The organism is Salibacter halophilus, from assembly GCF_008806325.1.
Taxonomy (GTDB): Bacteria; Bacteroidota; Bacteroidia; order Flavobacteriales_G; family Salibacteraceae; genus Salibacter; species Salibacter halophilus.
Window position 1 is genome coordinate 153,379 of record NZ_WACR01000003.1, and the last position, 22,504, is coordinate 175,882.

The window sequence follows — 22,504 nt, forward strand, 5'->3', positions numbered from 1 at the left end:
AAACTCATGTTAATCTGTATTAGCGATTATCTTACCAATACACATTTACCTCTTTTATGGATGACTTTTTCACCTTTTAAGCGATAAGCAACATCATAAACGTAACTATCATTTAAAGCAGGCTTACCATCAGGACCAATTCCATTCCAGCCTATTTGAGGGTTATTGGTTTCCCACATCAGGTTGCCCCATCGATTGTATATGGCAAGTGAATAGTCTTTTGCATCAATAATACTTCCGCTGGGCTTGAAAACATCATTCAGGCCGTCACCGTTGGGAGTGAAGGCAGTCGGGAACCAAATCGTATTCTTGTATTTTATAAAGATTTCTTTTGAAATTGAATCGGTACAGCCCTCATCTGTTTTAGCAATAAGCTTTATATCAAAGGAACCCGAATCATTGAAAAGTCTTAAAAACTTATATTCTTCCGAATACAAAGTATCATCTAGATACCATTTGAACTGGTTGCCGTAACTGGTTTCATTGATAAAGCTGATTTGTTTATCCAGCGTGGTTGGAGTGAGGGGGCTAAATGAAAAATCAGCAAGAGGCTTTTTCAGAACTTCTACCATACACGGATAGCGTTTTGTAGTCACACAACCATTTTCGGTTCTGACCATTGCTTTTATATCATGACATCCTGTGGCATCAAAAGAATGCGAAAGTGAACCCTCGTGAAATTCTTTATATCCTTTGCCAAAATCAATAGCATAGTTGAGATTAGAAATAATCGAGTCGAACGAGAAATCAAAGATTCCGGGTTGACAGTCTCTTTTCTTGTCGACAACCAGATCAAAATCTCTTCGATTTTCAACCATAATTGTAATAGTAGCAGTATTTGACGGTGTTAAACATTGATCTTCAACTGTTACCGTGTAATCTGTTGTGATCAAAGGGGCTACTGCGTGTACTTTTCCCTGACCGAGGTTATTATCCCATCGGTAAGAAAACTTTTCATCTCCGCCTCTTGCCTGGGCACTTAAAACGGCAGATTCACCACTGCAAACCGTATCATTTTCAGATACTTCTACTTGAAGTTGTGGATAGCCGCCAACCTGAACAAAAACAGAATCGGTAACGGAAGGTGTTCCACAGCCATCGGTAACCGTTATCTGGACATAATCTGAAGCCAGGAGAGGGGCTTCACCTTGAGAACCATTTCCCCAGTTGTTTTCCCAGTTGTATTGATATTGACCGTCTCCACCTGAAGCATAAGCTTTAAAACGAGCTGTGTCTCCTGGACATATTGTATCTCCATAATGAATATTCAGATCAATTGGATCGCGGACAATAATGTTGACTGTATCGCTAGTCACTGAGCAGCCGCTACCGTCAGTCACAATGACTTCATATTCCTGAGAGGTGTTTGGGTTCTGAGTAATAACAGGACCAGCTCCGCCCGGATTCCATTGATAGTTATAGTTTCCATCACCTCCGGTTGCCTGAGCCGATAGCTGTACAGAATTGGAAAGACAAATAGTATCAGCAGATGTTGTGATACCTACGCTCAAGTTTGAAATAAACTCTATTTGATGCTGTTGAAGTTGTGAAGTACAATTAGCCGGAGATGTTGCTGTTGCCGATAATGTTGTATCACCAGTTGGGTAGAGAATTAATGTATCACCGGTCAAGTTTCCGGTTTGCCAGTTAATAGTTGATCCCGGCACACTTGAAGTAGCGGTTATCAAAACACTATCTCCTTCACAAACTGTATCCGGTCCAAAGATGTTAAGTGTTGGAGTGGGAGCTATTGATACATTGATAGTATCAGAGTAGAGGCAGTAGTTGGAAAATGAAATATCGTCAATGGCAAAATCATTTCCACTCGGATTCGTGTTTTGGTTGACTATCGCAATAGTCGCAGTTGTGCTGGCACCTGAAGTCCACTGAGTGGAAAATTGTTGCCAGTTACATGTAGTGGTGCTCAATGAAAAATTTGTTCCTATTTGGGTTCCGTTGATTGAAAACGATAGAATAGCCGGATTTGAAGCTGTAACAGACATTGCCCAGGTGCTGAAATCATATGTGGTGTTGGGCTGCACTGTAATCGTCTGTTCCCATATCTTTTGTCCGGCTGTGTCAGAACCATTTACTACCATCATCGATCCTGAAGCATTACCTGAGGTATGGTCGTAACAACTGGGAAAGTTATTGTGAACGAGGTTACTGTTCTGCGTTATGGCGTATTCACCTTCATTTGACAACAATCCAAACGGACCTCCTGTTCCATAAATATAATCACTGTTAAATCCGGTATTACCTGCAGAAAAATCACCATTGACTACCTGATTAGAGACTTGTTGTGAAGCTGTACAAGTGTATGAACCTGCATTAGAAACAGTAATAGAAGAAGTTGTTGCATTAGTATTCCATGTATAGCTATCTAAACCTACAGGAGCACTTATGGTAAAACTGGAACCACAATCTAACACAGTATCATTACCGAGATCAAACTGAACATTGCATTGCCCTAAAACTGGTTGAATCCCCGTCAGTACGATCATTGCCATTAGAGACAAAGCGCTGGCAGAAAAAACACTCACTATTTTACTTTTAACTGTCAAATTTTTCATTTTACATCAAAACAATATCCTGTTTTGACTTATTTACTAAAGTATCTAACTACAATGAGTTATAGTGGGTTATTGAAGAGACAAAAAAGAGACAATTGGCTGCTGTATGGTCAAAAACACAAAAACTTTTAACATTTTTGTTAATGAAAACAAAAGCAATAGTTGGATTATATAGTCACAGGCTTTTAAAATAATGTTTTAAATATATGAAGATAGTCAAAATTTTATCACTTCTACTGGTTTCGGTTAATATCTACGCAGCACCGGGCGATACACTTCGCGTAAATTCACACAATGAAACTCACTGGAGCTGGAATGGTCAGTATCAGGATACCGTTCAGTTTCCATCATCAGGGGATTTTCAAAAGATAAGGATGCATTATGTGATGGGATGTCCATCAGGAGGCTGCAGCGAGTGGGACTACAAAACGAACATTGAAATTTGGCAACCAGACGGAAATAACATGGACAAGTACGAAATTGCCCGTATTATCACTCCTTATGCCGGAAATAGAGACAGTAGCTGGAAGCATGAATACATCATTGATGTAACTGATTATGCTCCACTTTTAAACGGTCAGCAAATTGTAAATGCTTATTATGGTGGCTTTCAGGATGGCTTCACCGTAACAATTTGGTTTGAGTTTATTGAAGGAACTCCACCAAGAGAGGTCTTGAGTGTAGATAAAGTGTACAGGTCAGGAGCTGGAGGATTCAAGTACGGTATCTCTTCAGATCCAATCGAAAACCATCTCAACAAAAAGACGATGAACCTCGACAACAACACTGAGAGCGCTAAATTCAGACTCGTTGCTACTGGTCATGGTTTTGGGAATGATGGCGGAAACCCTGAAAACTGCGCAGAGTTTTGTGCTAAAGAATTCACTTTAGAAGTAAACAATCAGCCTCAGTTTACGAACCTCGTTTGGAAAGACGACTGCGGATCAGAACCTTATTACGGTCAAACAGGAACGTGGGTCTACAATAGGGCTGGTTGGTGTCCGGGTAGTCAGGCACAAATATTTGATCATGAACTCAAACCATTCCTCAGCGGCAACACAGTTGCTCTCGATGTGGATTGGGAAAATTACACTTACACGAGTGGATCGAGTTTTGACCCTCATTACTGGATTGAAGCGCAATTATTTCAATATGGACCATCAGCTTATGAAGTAGATGCTGATCTCGATATGATTCTAACGCCTTCAACTTATGACAGAGCGAGCCGCTACAACCCTTCATGCGGTAATGCGATGATTCGAGTGAAAAATCAGGGAAGTACAGATATTAACTCGATGAAAATCGAGTACAATTATTCTCCGGGTGGTATGATGGAGTTCGACTGGTCTGGAACTTTAAACCCTTATGAATCAGTTGATATCGAGCTGCCAATCAAGGATGAATACATTTACAGTAAAGGCAATCAAAATATTTTCACTGCTGAGATTACACAGGTTAATGGTCAAACTGATGAAAACAGTACGAATAACAGCAACCATTCATATTTTGAGGATGTAAATGTGATGCCATCAACATTTGTAACAAAGTTGAAAACAAATAATAACGGACAGGATACCAGGATGTCGCTCGTCAGAATCAGTACAGGCGATACAATCCTTGACTACAACAACTTATCGAGCAATACTGAGTATTTTGACACATTGAACTTAGATGGTGGATGCTATAAATTACACGTTTCTGATGCTGCTGGTGACGGACTCCAATGGTGGGCTAATCAGAACCAGGGATCAGGTTATCTACAACTGACAAATCTCGGTCTTCCCGATCAGGATTCGGTTTTCATTGAACCACTACCAACAGATTTCGGTAATTTCTACACGTACTTCTTTTCTGTAGATTATCCGGTAGGTGGAGTAGGAAGCATTCCAAATAACGTAGATGACGTTGTTGTTTATCCCAATCCAACAAATGACATTTTCAATGTTGAAGTGTCAACTGTTAAAAATGGCGAATATGTAATAGAAATATTCTCAACAACAGGTGCTAAAGTATTAGAGGACAGATTTTCAGTGACTTCAATAGCAAAGAAAAATTATTCGTTAGAAGGCTTTGATTCGGGAATATATCTCATGAAAATTAAAGGCCCGCAATCCAATCACACGAAGAGAATTATTAAGAATTAATAGTTTTTTCAGAGTTCTCATACTCGATTAGTTAAACAGAAAGGGCTTTTTGGCCCTTTTTGTTTTTTATAGAAATCCTTTCAATATTTCAACTCTCGAATTATTCTCTACATTTGCCCCGATTTGGTTTTTCGGTCTGCACAGATCGAAAATTAAAAGGGAATTGGGTGAGAGTCCCAAACTGTTCCCGCAGCTGTAAGCTTCATCGAGCTTTTATCTGTAGCCACTTTCTCCAGCAGGAGATGGGAAGGCGGTAAAAGTGAAGCGAGTCAGAAGACCTGCCATGTCAACATAGAAATCTGCTTTCGGGATAAAAGCGAGGTTTTCATGACGAGCAAGTTGATGGCGCGCAATCAGTTTGTGTGATGAATCCTTTCTGTATCCCTAAGAGCTAATTAATAACTATTAAAATGCTTTTAGGATGAAAAAAATTACATCTTTAATCAGTTCAATTCTTTTACTATCGAGCATATCTTTTGCTCAGGACTACTGTAACAGAGCCGTATTCACCACAGGTGGAACTTTTCAGGCTCCCGGAAATCACGTTAAACTCTATTCTGTTGGTCAGAACCTGCAAGACACAACAGCTATCGATTCGTTTTTAGGCGATTTCGCCAATGATCTCGTCATCGATGGAGTGTTGGCTTATTTGCATGTTGGCAAAGCATCTGGTAAGGATCTGATCGTGAAATACAACATCGCCCAAAAGGCAGTTGTCGATACTGTTTCATACGGAGGTGTTCAAAAATTCGCTCATACCGATGAATACTTGTTCATGACGCTCGGATTCGGAGCATCTTCGAGCAAACGATTAGTTGCCTTAGATAAGTCTGACTTCTCAGAGGTTTACGCTGATACCACTTTATCCAGCCCTTCGGGAATGGCTCTGATCGATGAAACGCTTTATGTAGCTTCAGAAGGCTTAAACACAGGGCTTTTTTCTGCGTACGATGTAAGCGGACAAATTCAAAAACTCCACACATTTGATCCGGCAGATACATTGACAATTGGAATGGGAAATGTGGCTCGTTACGGAGATAAGGTTTTTGCATTCAACTCACGATACGACAACAATTTTAATCTCTTGTACACCGGAACCGTAGTCCTCAATACTGCCGACAGCTCAATTACAGCTGATACAACAGTTACCGGAAACGGAATTGCCGGAGTAGTGAAAGACTCGTTGTTTTATTTCAACAGCTCTGGGATTCAGGCGTTTTACAACAATTCCCTGAGTCATACTTCAATCGCAGGAGGTTCTGGATTAACGGCAGCAGCTTACGACACGGTTTCAAACAGCAGTTACAGTTATTCCACAGATTATTTCTCGTATGGAGCTTTAACGGCTCGAAATCAAAACTGGGTTTCAGAGCAAACTGTTCAAACAGATATCTCCGGAGCAGCTCTTAAAGTCCTCTATAACAAAGCTCCGTGGAATGTCCAGGTTACTGAAATAAGCAATGGCTATGAAGTATCATTTGATTCAGAGCCTGGAGACTCTGCTCAAATTACATCTGCTAGTTTTGTCGATGGAATACACTCAGCTTCAATTAATGGAAACGAAGTTACAGTAACTAAAAACTCAACTGAAACAGATACTTTAATGATAGAAGTTTGCGATGCTTTTGGTTGCTGTACAACAATTTATGAGGAAGTCTCAGGATCTGTTGGATTTAATGAAAAAGGGTTAAATCATGAAATAGCTGTTTATCCCAATCCGGCTGAAAACAGTTTGAGAGTTGAAAATTTAACTCCGGGCTCAGCATACGAGATCTACGATGTTCGCGGATTGCTCGTACAAGAAGGTCGGTATGAAGGCCGTATCTTTGTAGAATCGCTCCAATCTGGCTTTTACGTTCTCAAAACGAATGAAACAACAATCAAATGGTTGAAAAAATAATCACTATAGGTTTTGTTTTGGCTCTGACTGTTATTCACGGTCAGAGCCAGAACGGACCATACGAACCGGCTGAAGGTGATGGGTCGATAGGCGTGCACCGCGATTCAATCATTGTTGAACAATGGCTCAGCGATGTTGATGTGGTTCGCGGCTACCTGAATATTTCCGATAAAAGTGCTGGATATGCCAGTGCCGGATCTGACCAAAACGCAACCGGAAAAGCGGATGCATTTACCGTGAGTTTGGGCGATAGCGGTTATGCAACTTACACGTTGCCACAACCTCTTTCAAACAGGGAAGGCTATGATTTTGCTGTTTTTGAAAACGGATTCTACTCGCCAATGGATGGCGGCTATTATCTCGAATTTGCCTTTGTTGAAGTGAGCAGTGATGGGAATTACTTCGCTCGTTTTCCCGCTCATTCCTTAACCCAGGCCGATTCACAAAAGTGGACTTACGGTGTGTTGGACCCAACGCAAATCAATAACCTGGCAGGTAAAAATACCACTCACAATGGAACTCCGTTTGATTTGAGTGATCTAGAAGGAGATTCTGCACTGGATATTGAAAATATAACTCACCTCAGGGTTTTGGATGTCGTTGGAAGCATCGATCAGGCTTACGGTTCAACTGATACAGCCGGAAACATTATCAATGATCCGTATCCAACCGAGTTTGCTGCCGGAGGTTTTGATCTTGATGCTGTAGCCATATTAAATGAATCACTTGTTGGGAGGGAAACTGTTAGGGCAAACCCCAAATCGGTAATTTATCCCAATCCCGCTGCTGACTTTGTTTCAGTGAAAGGATTAACTGGTAATTTCAAAGTTTTCAATACACACGGACAAACTGTTTTAATGGGCAATTACAGCGGAGGAAAAATCAATTTGAATGAACTAGCTTCTGGTGTTTACTTTATTGAGTTTAACCAACGAAAAGAGCAACCATTCAGGTTTGTGAAAGAATGAGGTTGTTCACTGGTAAATATCTGATTATCCTATTTCTGATTGCTGTAGTTAACGAAATTAGATCCCAGGATTCTTCAGTATATCAATTAAACGAATACCAATTTGTCGATTCGGTAACAGTTTTTGATGGCGGATATATTCACAACCTCCCGCAAACAAGCCTCGATAAAGAACAGAACGGCAGCTTGAGTGATCTGCTCAAAACTAGCGGACCAGCATTTATCAAAGACTACGGTCCGTCTGGGATTTCGAGTTTGAGCATTCGCGGATCAAGCGCTTCTCAAACGCGCGTTTACTTTGATGATGTGGAACTCAACAATCCGTCCCTCGGTCAGTTCGATTTAAAAAATATCCCCGTTTGGTTCCTTGATAACGCCATGATAGAGCAGGGTGTAGCATCTCAAAATTCACCATTTGGCGGAATTGGCGGTAATATCCAACTCAATAGCAAAAGCCTTCCCAGCGAAAAATTCGGTATATCTATCATGGGAAATGCCGGTTCATTTGATCGCTACACGGGCGCTGCAGATGTCAGTTTTCGAAGAGAAAAATACTACCAGTCAACTCGCTACATTTACAGAGAACAGCAAAACGATTTTGAGTTTTTGAATATCGGTCAGAGCCCAACCCAAAAGCGAGATCTCTACCACGCAGCTTTCTATCAGCAAGGATTCATGCACGAGAGCGGATTTATGTCAAAAAACTTTCACGGAGCAGTAAAGGTAATCCACACAAACACAAACCGCGAAATACCACCGATCATGCCTTCTTACGGCTCTGAAGTGAAACAGAGACAAAAAGACGATTTGACAATCGTGCAAATGCCTTTGGCTTATCAACTCAAAAAATGGAAGTTAGAGTTGAAACCTGCTTATACGCAACAATCGATTATTTATCAGGACCCTCTTGCTAATATAGATTCTAAAGCAGTCAGTAAAAGTGCTCAAAATGTAGCAAGGGCAGAGGGAGAAATCTCAAAGAATATTACGTTAAACATTCAGTATGCTCAGCAACTTAATTGGGTTGAGAACAACCAGTTAGAAACCGATAAACAACAAAGAAAGTTCTCGTTTTTGCACGAATTGAAGTACCATCCTAAAGACTGGAATTTCACTCTGCGCTACAAACCTGTTGTCATGGATGACCTTTTTGATTTGGGTGTTTTTACAGGCGGAATATCACGAAAACTAAACCGAATAAAAATCTTTGGTGTTGCAGCTCGCAACGTGCGTTTTCCCACGCTCAATGACCTTTACTGGGTGGGAGCAGGAAATCCAAATCTTCAAATGGAAGAGGCTTATAATTATGAACTCGGTTTTGATTGGAGTATTATTCAAAACAAAAGTCTATCGGTAAATATCATCAATACAGTTTTCTACAATGATGTGGATAATTGGATTCAGTGGATTCCGCAAGAGAATGGTAAATGGTCACCGGAAAATTACAGAAATGTTGAGCAGCACGGATTGGAGTCTAAACTCGAGGTGAAAACTAAATTAACGGAGAACCTTCAATATTCAATCATCACAGATTACGCTTATACAGTTGCTGAAAATAAGCGAGGTGAACTCTCAGGTAATCAGTTGATTTACGTACCAAAACATCAGTTTAAAATCGTGCAGGATTTAGCCTATAAAAAATGGCAACTGGCAGCTTTTACTCAATTTACAGGCGAACGTTTTACACAAGCTGATAACGAAGTTTATTTACCATCGTACTGGTTAACAGATATACAATTATCAAAACAGTTTGACTTTGACAAACATGCAATTTCTGCCTCATTTTCAGTCAATAATGTTTTTGATGAAAACTACATGAATGTAATTTGGCGCCCGATGCCGGGTCGCTGGTTTGAATTTACTTTGCGCTATGATTTTAAACAGAAATAACTGGTTCTTAATAGCTTTCATTCTGTTGCTTGTTTCTTGCGACAAGGATGAAGACTTTGGTCCGCAGGGTAATGACAATGATCAGAACCAAAACCGGGCTGAGAACCGCGCGGTTTTTGTGCTGAATGAAGGAAACTTCCAGGCAGCTAATGCTTCAATTGATGAATACGATCTGGAGAAAGAAGTCATCGATAATCAAATCTTTCAGGATGTAAATGAGGAGAATTTGGGAGATGTAGGTCAAAGCCTTTTCATCACTCACGATACGCTAGGTATCATCATGAACAACAGTTCTAAGATTGTTCTGATGAACATCAACTCGCGTGAGAAACTCAGCGAGATCAAAATCGACCAGAGTTATCCGCGTTATGCCGAGCATTTGTCCGGCTCTGAGTGGCTTGTAAGCGATATTTATCGCGATAAGCTCTATATCGTCAATATTAGAACCGGAGATTATAGTTCGGTAGCTTGCAGCGGTTGGACTGAAACACTCATTAAATCAGCAGATGAACAATTTATCTTCATTCACAACAAAACCAGCAACAACGTGGATCGCTTTGAAATTGAGACCAAAACGATTTCACAGTCAATAAATTCAACAAATAATGTATCATCAATCGTAAAAGCCGATGATCGTATTTGCGCAATCACAAAAATCGGAATTCAGGAGATCTATCCCCAACAACAAAATATCACCTCATTTCCCGATACACTTTCAACACTAAGATCCAGTTACAGCGAGTCTACCAACCAAATTATTCTTTTGTCAAACAATGTGTACAGCTACGGTTTAATAAATGATCGATTTGATACACTGATCTCATCGAGCAGGAATTTTTATGGTCTTCAAGCTGATTCTATAAATGGAGACATCTATCTCACTGATGCAAAAGATTACAGCCAAAGTGGTGAACTCCTCCGTTATTCCAAAACCGGAGAATTACTCGACATTGTGACAACCGGTGTCATTCCGCAACACATTGAAATTGCCGAGCTAAATGACTAAACCCCAAGCGGCCATATTTTGGAGTGGAGGTAAAGACGCAGCTTTTGCGCTGCAGCTCGCATTAGAGGAATTTGATGTCGTGGAACTGATCACGACCGTTGATTCCAATGATAGCGTTACAATGCATGAAGTGCCATTTGAGGTGATCGAGGAACAAAGCAAATCACTTCAAATTCCGCTCAGTAAACTCGAGGTTACTGATTATGCAAATGCAATGCGCAACCTGGCAAAAGAACTGATCGATAGAGGAGTGGAACACATCATTTTTGGTGATATCAACCTTGAAGACGTGCGCCAGTTTCGGGATGATATTTTTAGCGAATACTCGTTAACAACACATTATCCGCTTTGGAAAAAAGACACAAAAGAGCTGTTTATTTCAATGGTCAGATCCGGTTGGCGTTTCACACCAATCTGCTTGGAAACCAGCAAAGTTGACGAGGATCTGCTCGGTTCGGTTCTGACCGAAAAGACTTTAACCGAATTATCACAAGATGTAGATCCTTGCGGAGAAAATGGAGAATTTCACACATTCGTCATCGATGGCCCGCTTTTTGAAAGTACTGTGGAAATCACAACTGGAAAAAAGTATCGCAAAACGTTTGAATACAAGACTGATAACGGGAAACAGATGAAAACCGAATTCTCGTATCTCAATATTTCAAAGAGATAGTCGTTACGGGACTATATCGTGCCGAATTTCATTTAAATTTGCGCGCTCATGCACCAGTTTTATTTGAAACACACTATGCTGACTAAAGTCGTAAAAAATCTATCCTTTAACCTCTTGATCATCCTCTTATCAATTCCTGCTTTGAGCTTTGCTCAGGAGAAATATCCCAAACTGGAAATCAACGGAAAAGTAGTAGATGGAGGAAATCGCCTCGATCAGGCTTATGTTCGAGTAGAAAAAGATGGTGAAATTGACAGGGAAATAAGAACCGATAGTCGTGGCCGGTTCGATTTAGAACTTGAGTTGTTTCATGAATTCATGCTCTATTTTGGAAAAGAGGGCTACATAACGAAAAAGATTTACGTTGATACTCGCACAATCCCTGAAGATGCTATTAGCAGTACATACCTGCGTTACGGAGGTTGGGAAGTCGAGATTTTTGAAAACGACCTCGATGTTAACACGCTCATTCTCGATAAACCAATTGGTAAGGTAAAATACGATCCCAATTACGGTCAATTTGCCAATGATAAAGGTTACACGAAATCGATTCAGCGCGAGCTCGATCAACTGGTTAAAGATCTCGAAGCAGCTCGTGAAGCTGAGTTGATGCGCCAGGAACAACTCGAAGAAGATTACAAAATTGCGATTGAAGACGGAGACCGTTTCATGGAAGAAGGTGATTACGAAAACGCAATGTTCCAGTATGAAGGTGCTCTCCAAATTAAGCCTGACGAGCGATATCCGCAAAAACAAATTGAAAAGGCAAAAGAAAAGCTGAGCGAACTCAAAGATGAACAACAGCGATATAGTTCCTTCCTTACTCAGGGAGATGATGCTTTTTACGAAGAAAAATGGGAAGAGGCCATTGGTTTTTACGAGCAGGCGCTATCAATGAAGCCTGAAGAGGAATATCCTCAAAACCAGATCGAAAAGGCCCGTAAAAAAATTGAAGAGTCGAAGAAGCGTGAGGAGCTGAAAGAAGAGTACGATAAAGTTATTGCTCAGGCAGATAAAGCCTTCAACAATGAGCAACTTAAAGATGCTAAAAGCTTGTATAAAAAGGCTCTGGATATTTTGGATGATGAGCAATATCCTAATGATCAAATCGCGAAAATCGATGAGCAATTAGAAGCAGAAAGACAGAAAGATGAAAAGTATGCCAATGCAATGGAGGAAGGCGACAGACAAATGAGTCAGCGCAATTACCGCCAGGCTATATCTTTTTATCAATCAGCTCTCGATACAAAACCTGATGAGTCTGAACCGAAACAAAAAATCCAGGAAGCTCAGGACATATTAGCAAACATTGCTGAAAAGGAGCAAGCCGAACAGGAACGTTTAGCGAAACTCGAAGAAGAATACAACAACCTTATCGCGCAGGCTGATGAGGCGTTCAACAATGAGGAATGGAGCAGCGCCAAAGATCTTTATCAACAGGCTCTGACCAAAAAGAAAGGCGAACAGTACCCTACATCTCAATTGAAGATTATCAACGAAAAACTAGGTGCTATTGCTGAGAAAGACGAAGAGTATAACACTGCGATGAAACGCGCTGAAACAGCCTTCAAGAAGCAGGAATACACAGATGCTCAATCTCTTTACCAGGAAGCATTATCTATCAAGCCAGGTGCTGAAGAGCCAAAAGAGATGATCGCAAAGATTGACGAGCTTTTAGCTGAAATTGCTGCGCGTAAAGAACGCGAGAAAGAAGCTGCTGAACGAGCTGAGAGGATGAAGCAGGCTAAATACGATAGTCTTGTAAATCTTGCAGATGCTGCATTTGACAACGAAGAGTACAAAGATGCTCGTCCGCTATACCAACAAGCAACTCAAGTTAAACCTGATGAACAACATCCATCTATCAGACTCAGGGAAATCAGCGAGCTCATCGATGAAAGAGAGGCTTTGGAAGCAGAATACAAACGCTACGTTACGCAGGGCGATCAATTATTTGGATCGGGAAAATTAGAAGCTGCACGTGGCAAGTACGAAGCTGCCCTCGAGTTGATCGATCAGCAATATCCTAAAGATCAGATCGCGAAAATCGATGAGAGATTTGCTGAGAAGAAAGAGGAAAGACTCGCAGCAGAGAGAAGGGAAAAAGCGCGCAATCAAAAATACGACTCATTGATTGCTATTGCCGACAATCAGTTTACTGACAGCCTCTACAACGATGCCATTTCGAATTACGAAAAGGCTCTGAACGTAAAAGCGAATGAAGAATATCCTGTCAGCCAGATTGAAGCTGCAAAGGGAATTCAGGAAGAGCTGCTCGCTAAGAAGAGAGCTAAGGAAGAGCTGGAACGCAAGAAAGAGGAGTACATCGCGCTCATCGATCAGGGTGATGCTCAAATAGAAGAGGAAGCATACAAGACAGCTATCGAAAGATATGAAAGTGCCATCGCGCTATTCCCCGATCGTGAAAAGGCGAAGGAGAAGAAGCGCAAAGCAGAAGAATTGCTCGCTGAAAAACAGGCTGAGGAAGAAGCTGCCCGACAGGCTAAACTCGAAAAAGAGCGTAAAGAGAAAGAATACTCTGATGCTGTAGCCGCTGGTGACAAAGCTTTTGAGAGTGAAAACTACGAAGAAGCTATTGCTAGTTATGAAAATGCACAGGAAGTTTTCCCTGACCGCAGTTATCCTCAGAACCGAATAGAGGAAAGCAAGGATAAAATTGCTGAATTGGAACGTTTAGCTGAGCAAAAGAGACAGGAAGAGGAGCGCCAGCGTAGATTGAATGCTGAGTATGACTCGTTGATCGCTGTTGCTGATAACTTGTTCAAAGAAGAGCAATTCAGCGAAGCCAGATCGAGATATGAAAACGCACAAAACATCAAACCAAATGAGTCTTATCCAAAATCTCAAATCAATACGATTGTTCAGATCATGGAGGAAAGACGCAAAGAAGCGACTCGCTTTGCTGAAGGCGCAACTGAGTTCAACTACCAGTTAGCTGAAGATTATCCGGAAGGCAGAACAGAGGAGGAGTTTGAAGAAGGAAACAAGAAAGTGACCCGTATCGTGATTGTGAAAGGTGATGTTGGCCACGAATACCTCAAGGAAGAATACAGCTGGGGACAAACGTTCTACCTCAAGGACAAAAAACGCTACAGCAAAACCAACTGGTTGGAAGAGACGAAGGAGTAGGTTTTGTTAACTGAACTCAATATTTACAGGCTTAATTACTGATGTAAACCATCCCATTTGTGGCCCAGTAAATCCAATAACCTTAAAGTTGCCTTTCAACCTTTTTGAAGAAGGCCTATCGTCATAAAAGAAATCATCACCTTCACTTAATAATATGTTATAGCTATATCCACCTTCAAGTTTTTTATTTTTATCATAGTAGCATGAAAAGGTAAAATTACTTTCATCATCAAACACTTGACCTTCTGTCAGGTTATTGATGTAAATATCAATAAAAACTATTTTTCCATCATTCTTGAAGAGAAAATCATAAAACGAGATACAATCGCCATCATTTGTATCAACTTCAATCTGACCTTTAAACTCAGGAACTCTTTTTTTGTTATACTCTTTTAATTGGTATATCAATGCAATAAGTCCAATGATTATAGCTGTAATGGCAATTATAAGTTCCATATTATTGAGGTTAAAGAGAAACAATAATTATATATAAAATTTTAAAGCATTCCTCTATAAATAATAATATAGCTTATCACTTAATTAAAACTGTAGTAAGGCAAGTAGGGTTTTATAGCCTACGAAGCATCGCTATCTTGATCAGAAAAATCATAATTGACAATAAAAAAAGGCCGTTTCGCAATGAAACGGCCTTTCTCTTTTCGAATCGTTAACTCTGCTTAGTTTACTTCAAACATCGATTTATCCATTTCGATATTCGCTTCGATAACTTTCGTTTTAGCTTCTGCAGATGCTGGACCCAAAGGAATAGTAACTTTTACCGGGAATTTCACGCCTTTAACCTCTTTGTATTCGAGGTATTCTGTCGATTGCGCTACTGATTCACCGTCAGGACCTTCCTGGTAACCTGTCTCTTTTACTTTTAAACCAGTTTCACTGTCGAAAAAGTAGAAACGCTCTTTGCCGCTCGGCATAATAACTTTCACCTGATAAGCCATTTTACCATCGATATCTTGTGGCTTCAATAGCTCGAGTTCCACTTCTTTGTTTTTGATGTAAGCAATTTCAGGAACGAGGTTGTTGTTGATTTTAGCGTCTTGCAAATCGTCTTCACTAACCGGCTGTTTTTGTCCCTGCAGCTTGCGGCTCATGTTCTCACCGTCAAATGTTTCATCCATGAGGTTCATGCCCATCATTGAAACAGTTGTCTTGCTCTTGTTAGGAGCAGCGTAGTAATTGGCGATCTCAATTGTTCTGCCATTCATCGTAGCAGTTTGAACCCACTTGAGGTTATCGATTTGCTTGATGTTTTCTTTACCACCAATCGATTTGATGTAATCGTTCAGAACCTTCTTAGCAGTCAGACCCTCAGGGTTTTCGTAAAGTGTTGGTGCTTCAACTTCATTACCGTCAGTATCGTAGTATTTGATTTCGCCAAATTTTTCGAGTTTGCTCGCTACATCAGCAGCTTTTCCAACAACTAAAATAGTCGGTTGATCTTTGTTGATGTACGTTTTTGCTACACGCTGAATGTCATCAGGAGTAGCTGCGTTCAAACGCTTGAGGTAAGTCGAGTAGTAATCATCAGAGAGATTGTAGCGAGCGGTGTTGATTGCAAAGCGAGCTACAGTTTGCGGACGCTCCAATGAACGCGCAAATGAACCACTGATGTACTTCTTCGCATTTCCTAACTCTTCACTGTTTACCGGATTTTCAATGATGCGGTCAAATTCAGTCATGAATTCAGTGATAGCGCTATCAGTAACTTCATTTCGGACGTTAGCTGAAGCATTGAAATAACCGATCAACTCATCCTGGCTGAAGTTTGAATAAGCTCCGTAAGTGTATGCTTTGTCTTCTCGAAGGTTCTTGAAAAGTCGGCCGGTTGAACCACCACCCAAAATCTTGTTCATGAGTTTCAGCGGAAGCACATCTTCATTTCCGGGCTCCAATTCAATCACATTTCCGATGTTCAGTTGAGACTGAACAGCAGATTCTCTGTTCACGATAGCAACGAGAGGTTTTTCCGGTGGAGTAGGTGTTTCGTACTCGTGAGAAGGAACTTCGCCTTTTGACCAATCTTTCAGGTGCTTCTTAACGAGTCTTTTCGCTTTCCATTTCCCGATATCTCCAACGATAGCCAGGTAAGAAACATTTGGCTTGAAATAAGTATTGTAATAGTTTTTACAATCGTCAAGCGTGATGTTCTCAAGTGACTCTTCAGTTTCAACTTCACCGTAAGGATGATCTTTACCGTAGAGTAGCGCTTTTCTCACTCTGCGAGAAATAGCTCCCGGATCATTCTTGTTGGCTTTGAGTCCGGAGATGCTCTGTTTTTTCAGCTTATTGAAAGCATCTTCAGGAAACGATGGGTTTTTGATTACATCAGCCATCAACTCCATGAGTTTGTCGCTGTGATCTGACAGACCAGAAACAAAAACTGAATTAGAAGACGTATTCAATCTTCCACCGATGAATTCGATTTCAGAATAAAGACTGTCTTTGTCGCGATTTGTTGTTCCTTCACCTATCAATTCACCGGCAATAGAGACATAACCTGCTTTATCACCTTCCAGGATAGGGTCGTTTTCAACGATTAAGTTGAATGAAACGCGCGGAACTTTATCGTTTTGAATAATGAATACTTTGAGTCCGTTCTTGAGCTCAAAAGTTTTGTAATCGGCAATTTCTACGTCAGGTGCCGGACCCGGCTCAGGCATTTTTGATCTGTCTACCTGGGCAAACAAAGTACTACTCAACATGAGTAGAGATGCCAGTATATTTAATTTTTTCATCACTTAACTTCTTTTTGGATTATTGGTTTTGTTGATCGGCTGGTAGGTAATACAGCTTAATTTCATTTTCCTTCGTCAGGTATTCCTTTGCCACACGCTGGATATCCTCACGGGTAACGTCCATGTACTTGTCGATCTCGTTATTGATAAGGTTCACATCATCGTAAAGTACATCGTAACGAGCGAGAGAATTTGCAACGCCTGATGTTGTACTGTTGCTTGAAACAAAGTCTGCTTTCTCTTGATTTCTAATCTTTTGGTATTCTTTTTCAGAAACCAGGTTTTTCTTCACCTTTTCAATTTCTGCGTAAATACCATCTTCAAGATCGGTCAGATCCACACCCGTGTTCGGTAGCGAGATAAAGATGAATAAGCCGGCATCTTCCAGTCCGTAAGGGAAACTACCAACCTGAAGCGCAAGTTGTTTCTCATCAACCAGTGTGCGTTGCAAACGAGCACTTTCACCACCAGCAAGTACTGAGTTTAGCATGCTCAACGCGTAAAAGTCTGGATGAGTAGCTTTTGGAATTCTGTATCCGGTGAATACAGCAGGAAGTTGAATCTCATCGTAAACGGTATCCACGATTGGACCTTTAACTTTAACTGGTTCAACTTTAGGGAACGGAATTTCTTTTTCGCCTTTTGGAATGTCCTTGAAATAATCTGCTATAAGCTCTTTAGCTTCATCAGATTCAAAGTCGCCAGAGATTACCATTGTAGCATTGTTTGGAACATAGAATGTTTTGTAGAAATCTCTAAACTCGTCAATTGAAGCTGCGTTCAGGTGATCCATCGACCCGATTGGCGTCCATTTATAAGGGTGTTGCGTAAATGCTCGGCTGAACATCTGCTCGATGAAATCGCCATAAGGTTGATTGTCATAACGTTGTCTTCTCTCTTCTTTGACAACTTCTCTCTGTGTTTCAACACCTTCCTGATCAACTTTGGCGTGAAGCATTCTTTCAGATTCCAGCCACAACCCTAACTTGAGTTGGTTTGACGGAAGTGTTTGATAGTAGTAAGTGCGGTCCTGGGTAGTATTTGCATTGAGCGTACCACCTGAGTTTTGTACAATATTCATGTACTCACCGCGCTCAATATTTTCAGATCCTTCAAACATCAGGTGCTCAAAGAAGTGAGCGAATCCTGTTCTCGTTGGGTTCTCGTTTTTCGAGCCAACGTGGTACATGACTGATACGGTTACAATTGGGGTGGAGTGATCTTCGTGCAGAATCACTTCCAGGCCGTTGTCCAGTTCGTACTTTTCAAAGTCAATTTTCCTTGACTGTGCTCCGGCCATGAGCGATAATCCCACGGCAATGGATGTTAGTTTGTGATGTAACTTCATTTTACTCAAATTTTATGAACCTCGAAATTACAAATACTCGCTGAATTCAATAAGAGTATTTCGATCAATGAAGTTAAAAGGGGATGAGTGGTCGATTAATTTGATGGACTGGTTTCTTCAATACAAATAATCTCTACTGTACTGCCCACCATGCAAATTGAACCGGTGAGTACTTTCCTGAATTTCACCCTTACTTTGGTTTTGTCTTTTGGATCTGACATGAACTTTTTCAGGTTAACCGGCTCGTATTTGTTGCCTTCAGCGTCAACCAGTAAAAACTTGCAGCCGTCAAGACCTGTGAAATCTTTTAACGTATATTCTTCACCATTGCAGGAAGGTTCTTTTTGAGTTGTTTCCTCTGTAGTGTTACAACCGACTGTCCCTATAAGGAAGAAAAGACTGATATTTAGAATAATAAACTTCAATTTGCTCTTCTATTAACCGTTTCTTTAGTCTCAATACCGCTAGTCAAAAATAGGTTTTATGCGATAATATGGTGGATTAGTTTCGCAAAAACTTATTCTTATGAATGTAGAATTACTGTCGAATCTCTATACTGGTTTTTACCTAATTCTATCAGGCTTGCTCATCACAATGATTATCTACAGGGTTGTGAATTGCGCTACTGGATCTGACCGAAAAAAATGGTCCTCTCTACCTAAGTACTTAAAAGTACTCAAGGTTTTGCTGGGCATTTCAGCCATTTGTATTTTGATCGGATTGCCATTTGAAGCATGGATTGCTTCGGGTGTTAAGATGATCACACCATTTTATGCACGAGCATTGCTTTACGGGAGTTTAGGTGTTTTGATGATTTTGGAACTCGTGAAAATCACTTCGGTTTCTGAAAAAACAGTTTCAAAAAATCTCAGGCAAATATTCATGAGTGTTTACATCTTCATATTGATTTGGCAGGGATTCAATTTCATGAAATCGGCTATTTCGACTTATTCTTATCCTGATGTTGCTGATTGCGAACTAATACATTGGCCGGTAAAAGATACCTGGTTTGTGGGACACGGTGGTGGAACGGAACACCTCAATTATCATTTTGTCGCGGATCAACAGCGCTATGCAATTGACATTCTTAAAATTGGAGAGAACGAGAGTTATTACGAAAACCAGGGCGGTGAAATCACCGATTTCTATACATTCAATGAACCTGTTTATGCTCCGGTAAACGGAAAAGTTGTGAAAGTCGTAGATTCCCTTCCCAATGCGGATATCACTTTTGCTCCCAATAATCGTGAAAATCCGGCCGGAAATTACATCGTCATTCAGTACGACACGAACAGATGGCTTTTTCTCGCTCACCTCAATAAAGGAAAAGTGCGAGTAGAAAAGGGAGATAGAGTTATTTCTGGCGACCTGATCGGTTTTGCGGGTAATTCCGGCAATACATCATGGCCGCATTTACATCTCCACATTCAGAACCAGCCCAAACTCAATGCCAGCGGTGCTAAAGGGATTCCGTTTCGCTTTAAAATGGCCGAGGTGAAAAGATGGGGTAATTTTGAAAGACAATCTGATTTTTATCCGCTACGAAATGATTTGATTAAGCCGCTCCGGTAAATTCTTTTAACTATTTTTACAGGCATGACGAGTGGGAAAATAGGTCAGCGAATCATTAGAACGATTTTTATCATATTGATAGTCTTCGGAATCCTTGCACTGTGGGACAAAATAATGCATTGGGGAATGTTTGATATTTGGTATTAGTGAGCCAAAACTTTTCCAAACTTTCGGGTAAACTTAAAAGCACCAGTATAAGTATTTTGAATCTCAGTAATATCCATTGTTAGTTCTGGAGAAACGTACCAGTCATTAGCTATATGGAAATGGTATTCTATTCCAAATCTTGCAACAGCAAAATTTTCAGAACTCTCAAATTCAATTCCCGCTCCTGTAAAGATTTCAAGATGAGGAGTAGGCTCATAAGATCCTGCTAATACCACAAGCAATACGTTTTCTCTAAAGTACAATTCCTCATCACTTTTGAGCATATAACTTTCCATTTCCAAATCAGTGATGATCATTGCTGCAAACCTTGAATCAAATTGATATTGATAGCTGATACCAATGGTATTGATAAAATTCAACTGTTTTCCTTCATGGGATTCTGTAATGGCATCGGGAAGTAATGTAAGGCCATTTAAATAATGAATGGCATGCTTCCTTTGAGTTATGTCATTATGTGTTCCAAAATCCTGGTGAGCTTCGCTATCATGGTTCTGACCATTACCAGCTATGCTGATGGATATAAAAAGTACGATAAAAGAAAGCCTGACTATCATTTTACTCAATTTGAGTGCAATGTTAGCCAGGCTCAGTTTAGTTATCAGTTACTTTTGTTACAAACGGTTAATCAACACCATTAAAAATCCTGTCCCATCTAACTTTACCTTCTGAGAATGAAAGTTCAGGATCAGCTGAGAACCAGATGAATGCTGCTTTACCAACCACGTGGTCTTCAGGTACAAAACCCCAGTACCTCGAATCGGCAGAGTTGTGGCGATTATCACCCATCAGCCAGTAGTAATCCATTTTGAAAGTGTATGAATCTGCCTGCTCGCCATTGATGAAAATGTCACCTTCTTTAACCGAGAGGTCGTTTTCTTCATAAACTGTAATGATGCGTTCGTAAAGGGGTAAATTGTCTTCGGTCAGAACCACTGACGTTCCTTTAGCAGGAATCGTGACAGGCCCAAAGTTGTCAACCGTCCAGTTGAAGTCTGGATGGTTTGGAAATATTTTGTGCTCAGGAAAATAGCGACCTTCCTTGTTGAGTTTTTCAACGAATTTTGGTCCGTATTTTGATTTCAATATCATTTTGGTGAGGTAAGGCATTTCATCCTTTTTCTCCTCAACACGCTGAATCTTTTCAACATTTCCCCAGGACTTCATTCTTTCATAAGCGGCATTTGTAAGCGGAAACATGAAAAAGCGATTTGTAGCACTCAAAGAAATCATATCCTGATAGTTGATATTGTAATCTTTCTTTAGTTTCCTGCGATTATGCGGAGTGAGAGGGAAGGAGCCTTTCATTTGCACAAAGTAATTGTACTGCATGTCCTCAGGTACTTCAGCTTTTTTGTCGTCAATGTAAAGCGTTCCTGATTTTATTTCGAGTTTATCACCCGGCACAGCTACACAACGCTTGATGTAATTTTCACGCTTATCAACGGGTCTGATCACAAAATCGCGTTCGTTTTTCAAAATTTTGCGAGCTCTTCTCAGGTAATAATCTCTCGATTTCGTTTCTCTATTCGATGCAAAATCACTGTACTCAAGAGCTAAAGCACGCTCGCGAATCATCGCATTGTAAGATTTTTGAGATTGATTAATGATGTCAACAGTATCGCCTTCAGGATAATTGAAAACCATGACATCATTCCGCTCGACCTTATTGATAGCGGGTAATCTCATGTAATCGAGCTTCAACCATTCGAGGTAAGAAGGAACTCGACTTCCGGTAAGTGGCAAGCTGTGGTGAACGAGTGGAAAGGAGAGTGGAGTTTCCGGTAACCGCGGACCATAACTCACTTTATCCACAAAGAGGTAATCTCCAATGAGCATCGTTTTTTCCATCGAAGAAGTAGGAATTGTAAAAGCTTCTAGCGTGTAAGTTCTGATGATCATTGCCGCGATAACCGCGAACAGAATTGCATCTCGCCATTCTTTTGATGAAGATTTTGGATGGGCTTCTCTGTCTATTGGTCCTTCGTAGCGAACATCAGAACTGAAAGCTAAATAGGGAAGGTAGATGAACGGAACAATTGCTGAGAGAAAAACATCTTTAGCAGTTCTGTGACCCAAAACTGTTGATGTGTTCACACACATAATCAATAGTAAAAGAACATTTGGACCGGGAAATATCAAGATGATTAGCCACCACCAGGGCTTTTCTATTACTCTCAACCAAACGTAAAAGTTGTATCCCGGAATAAGTGCTTTCCAGCCTGCGTAGCCGGCTTTTTCAAAAACCTTGTACAGGCTCACGAATATAATGATCAGGAATAATATCCAGAGAATTGCGGTTATCATAGTTCTATTTTGTTGTCGAAATTATTAGAAAACAGCTTAACTGGCGTGTTTAATTT

The 22,504-nt window shown here is 40.5% G+C and carries 15 protein-coding genes and 1 riboswitch; of the genes, 8 read left to right on the plus strand and 7 right to left on the minus strand.

The annotated features are described in order from the left end of the window. Window positions 1-26 precede the first annotated feature (26 nt). Entirely contained in the window at window positions 27-2,504 is a 2,478-nt protein-coding gene (locus F3059_RS04205; RefSeq protein ID WP_170265033.1) for a T9SS type B sorting domain-containing protein, read from the minus strand. 275 nt (window positions 2,505-2,779) lie between these two features. On the opposite strand from F3059_RS04205, the gene F3059_RS04210 reads away from it, so the two are divergent. The 7 genes from F3059_RS04210 (at window position 2,780) to F3059_RS04240 (ending at window position 14,303) form a co-directional block, all read left to right on the plus strand. Further along, window positions 2,780-4,717: a T9SS type A sorting domain-containing protein gene (locus F3059_RS04210; protein ID WP_151166809.1), complete on the plus strand. Its 1,938-nt coding sequence runs from the start codon at window positions 2,780-2,782 to the stop codon at window positions 4,715-4,717. Between the two features lie 107 nt (window positions 4,718-4,824). Then, window positions 4,825-5,017, plus strand: a riboswitch (cobalamin riboswitch). 121 nt (window positions 5,018-5,138) lie between these two features. Then, window positions 5,139-6,617 (plus strand): T9SS type A sorting domain-containing protein, encoded by a 1,479-nt coding sequence (locus F3059_RS04215; protein WP_151166811.1) that lies wholly within the window; start codon window positions 5,139-5,141, stop codon window positions 6,615-6,617. After that, window positions 6,602-7,585 carry a T9SS type A sorting domain-containing protein gene (locus F3059_RS04220; protein ID WP_151166813.1) on the plus strand — a complete coding sequence of 328 codons (984 nt, stop codon included), beginning with the start codon at window positions 6,602-6,604 and terminating at the stop codon, window positions 7,583-7,585. Before F3059_RS04215 ends, F3059_RS04220 begins: the two co-directional genes overlap by 16 nt. Beyond that, the gene (locus F3059_RS04225; RefSeq protein WP_151166814.1) at window positions 7,582-9,474 is read left to right on the plus strand and encodes a TonB-dependent receptor; all 1,893 of its coding nucleotides are present in this window, start codon (window positions 7,582-7,584) and stop codon (window positions 9,472-9,474) included. The genes F3059_RS04220 and F3059_RS04225 overlap by 4 nt, the downstream gene beginning before the upstream one ends. Continuing rightward, the gene (locus F3059_RS04230) at window positions 9,455-10,480 is read left to right on the plus strand and encodes a hypothetical protein (RefSeq protein ID WP_151166816.1); all 1,026 of its coding nucleotides are present in this window, start codon (window positions 9,455-9,457) and stop codon (window positions 10,478-10,480) included. Before F3059_RS04225 ends, F3059_RS04230 begins: the two co-directional genes overlap by 20 nt. Beyond that, entirely contained in the window at window positions 10,473-11,153 is a 681-nt protein-coding gene (locus F3059_RS04235) for a Dph6-related ATP pyrophosphatase (RefSeq protein ID WP_151166817.1), read from the plus strand. The genes F3059_RS04230 and F3059_RS04235 overlap by 8 nt, the downstream gene beginning before the upstream one ends. A gap of 75 nt (window positions 11,154-11,228) precedes the next feature. Further along, the gene (locus F3059_RS04240; RefSeq protein ID WP_151166819.1) at window positions 11,229-14,303 is read left to right on the plus strand and encodes a hypothetical protein; all 3,075 of its coding nucleotides are present in this window, start codon (window positions 11,229-11,231) and stop codon (window positions 14,301-14,303) included. A 6-nt stretch (window positions 14,304-14,309) separates the two neighbouring features. Here the strand turns inward: F3059_RS04240 and F3059_RS04245 are convergent, their stop codons facing one another. The 4 genes from F3059_RS04245 to F3059_RS04260 form a co-directional block, all read right to left on the minus strand. Next, window positions 14,310-14,759, minus strand: coding sequence for a hypothetical protein (locus F3059_RS04245; RefSeq protein WP_151166821.1), 450 nt, complete (start codon window positions 14,757-14,759; stop codon window positions 14,310-14,312). A 221-nt stretch (window positions 14,760-14,980) separates the two neighbouring features. Then, window positions 14,981-17,056 carry a M16 family metallopeptidase gene (locus tag F3059_RS04250; protein WP_151166822.1) on the minus strand — a complete coding sequence of 692 codons (2,076 nt, stop codon included), beginning with the start codon at window positions 17,054-17,056 and terminating at the stop codon, window positions 14,981-14,983. Window positions 17,057-17,075: 19 nt separating this feature from the next. Then, complete coding sequence (locus F3059_RS04255) at window positions 17,076-18,404, minus strand: M16 family metallopeptidase (RefSeq protein WP_151166824.1); 1,329 nt, start codon at window positions 18,402-18,404, stop codon at window positions 17,076-17,078. 95 nt (window positions 18,405-18,499) lie between these two features. Further along, window positions 18,500-18,829 carry a hypothetical protein gene (locus F3059_RS04260; protein ID WP_151166826.1) on the minus strand — a complete coding sequence of 110 codons (330 nt, stop codon included), beginning with the start codon at window positions 18,827-18,829 and terminating at the stop codon, window positions 18,500-18,502. A 100-nt stretch (window positions 18,830-18,929) separates the two neighbouring features. On the opposite strand from F3059_RS04260, the gene F3059_RS04265 reads away from it, so the two are divergent. Continuing rightward, a complete protein-coding gene (locus tag F3059_RS04265; protein ID WP_151166828.1) occupies window positions 18,930-19,976 on the plus strand; it encodes a M23 family metallopeptidase in 1,047 nt (348 codons plus the stop codon). A gap of 143 nt (window positions 19,977-20,119) precedes the next feature. On the opposite strand, the gene F3059_RS04270 is transcribed toward F3059_RS04265, so the two are convergent. Next, window positions 20,120-20,698 (minus strand): hypothetical protein, encoded by a 579-nt coding sequence (locus F3059_RS04270; RefSeq protein WP_151166830.1) that lies wholly within the window; start codon window positions 20,696-20,698, stop codon window positions 20,120-20,122. Window positions 20,699-20,765: 67 nt separating this feature from the next. Further along, window positions 20,766-22,448: a S26 family signal peptidase gene (locus F3059_RS04275; RefSeq protein ID WP_151166831.1), complete on the minus strand. Its 1,683-nt coding sequence runs from the start codon at window positions 22,446-22,448 to the stop codon at window positions 20,766-20,768. Window positions 22,449-22,504: the final 56 nt, after the last annotated feature.

Excerpts from the sequence above, each read along its gene's own strand:
- F3059_RS04205 (WP_170265033.1), bottom strand. The coding sequence starts at position 2,504 with ATGATCGTACTGACGGGGATTCAACCAGTTTTAGGGCAATGCAATGTT.
- F3059_RS04210 (WP_151166809.1), top strand. The coding sequence starts at position 2,780 with ATGAAGATAGTCAAAATTTTATCACTTCTACTGGTTTCGGTTAATATC.
- F3059_RS04215 (WP_151166811.1), top strand. The coding sequence starts at position 5,139 with ATGAAAAAAATTACATCTTTAATCAGTTCAATTCTTTTACTATCGAGC.
- F3059_RS04220 (WP_151166813.1), top strand. The coding sequence starts at position 6,602 with ATGGTTGAAAAAATAATCACTATAGGTTTTGTTTTGGCTCTGACTGTT.
- F3059_RS04225 (WP_151166814.1), top strand. The coding sequence starts at position 7,582 with ATGAGGTTGTTCACTGGTAAATATCTGATTATCCTATTTCTGATTGCT.
- F3059_RS04230 (WP_151166816.1), top strand. The coding sequence starts at position 9,455 with ATGATTTTAAACAGAAATAACTGGTTCTTAATAGCTTTCATTCTGTTG.
- F3059_RS04235 (WP_151166817.1), top strand. The coding sequence starts at position 10,473 with ATGACTAAACCCCAAGCGGCCATATTTTGGAGTGGAGGTAAAGACGCA.
- F3059_RS04240 (WP_151166819.1), top strand. The coding sequence starts at position 11,229 with ATGCTGACTAAAGTCGTAAAAAATCTATCCTTTAACCTCTTGATCATC.
- F3059_RS04245 (WP_151166821.1), bottom strand. The coding sequence starts at position 14,759 with ATGGAACTTATAATTGCCATTACAGCTATAATCATTGGACTTATTGCA.
- F3059_RS04250 (WP_151166822.1), bottom strand. The coding sequence starts at position 17,056 with ATGAAAAAATTAAATATACTGGCATCTCTACTCATGTTGAGTAGTACT.
- F3059_RS04255 (WP_151166824.1), bottom strand. The coding sequence starts at position 18,404 with ATGAAGTTACATCACAAACTAACATCCATTGCCGTGGGATTATCGCTC.
- F3059_RS04265 (WP_151166828.1), top strand. The coding sequence starts at position 18,930 with ATGAATGTAGAATTACTGTCGAATCTCTATACTGGTTTTTACCTAATT.
- F3059_RS04270 (WP_151166830.1), bottom strand. The coding sequence starts at position 20,698 with ATGATAGTCAGGCTTTCTTTTATCGTACTTTTTATATCCATCAGCATA.
- F3059_RS04275 (WP_151166831.1), bottom strand. The coding sequence starts at position 22,448 with ATGATAACCGCAATTCTCTGGATATTATTCCTGATCATTATATTCGTG.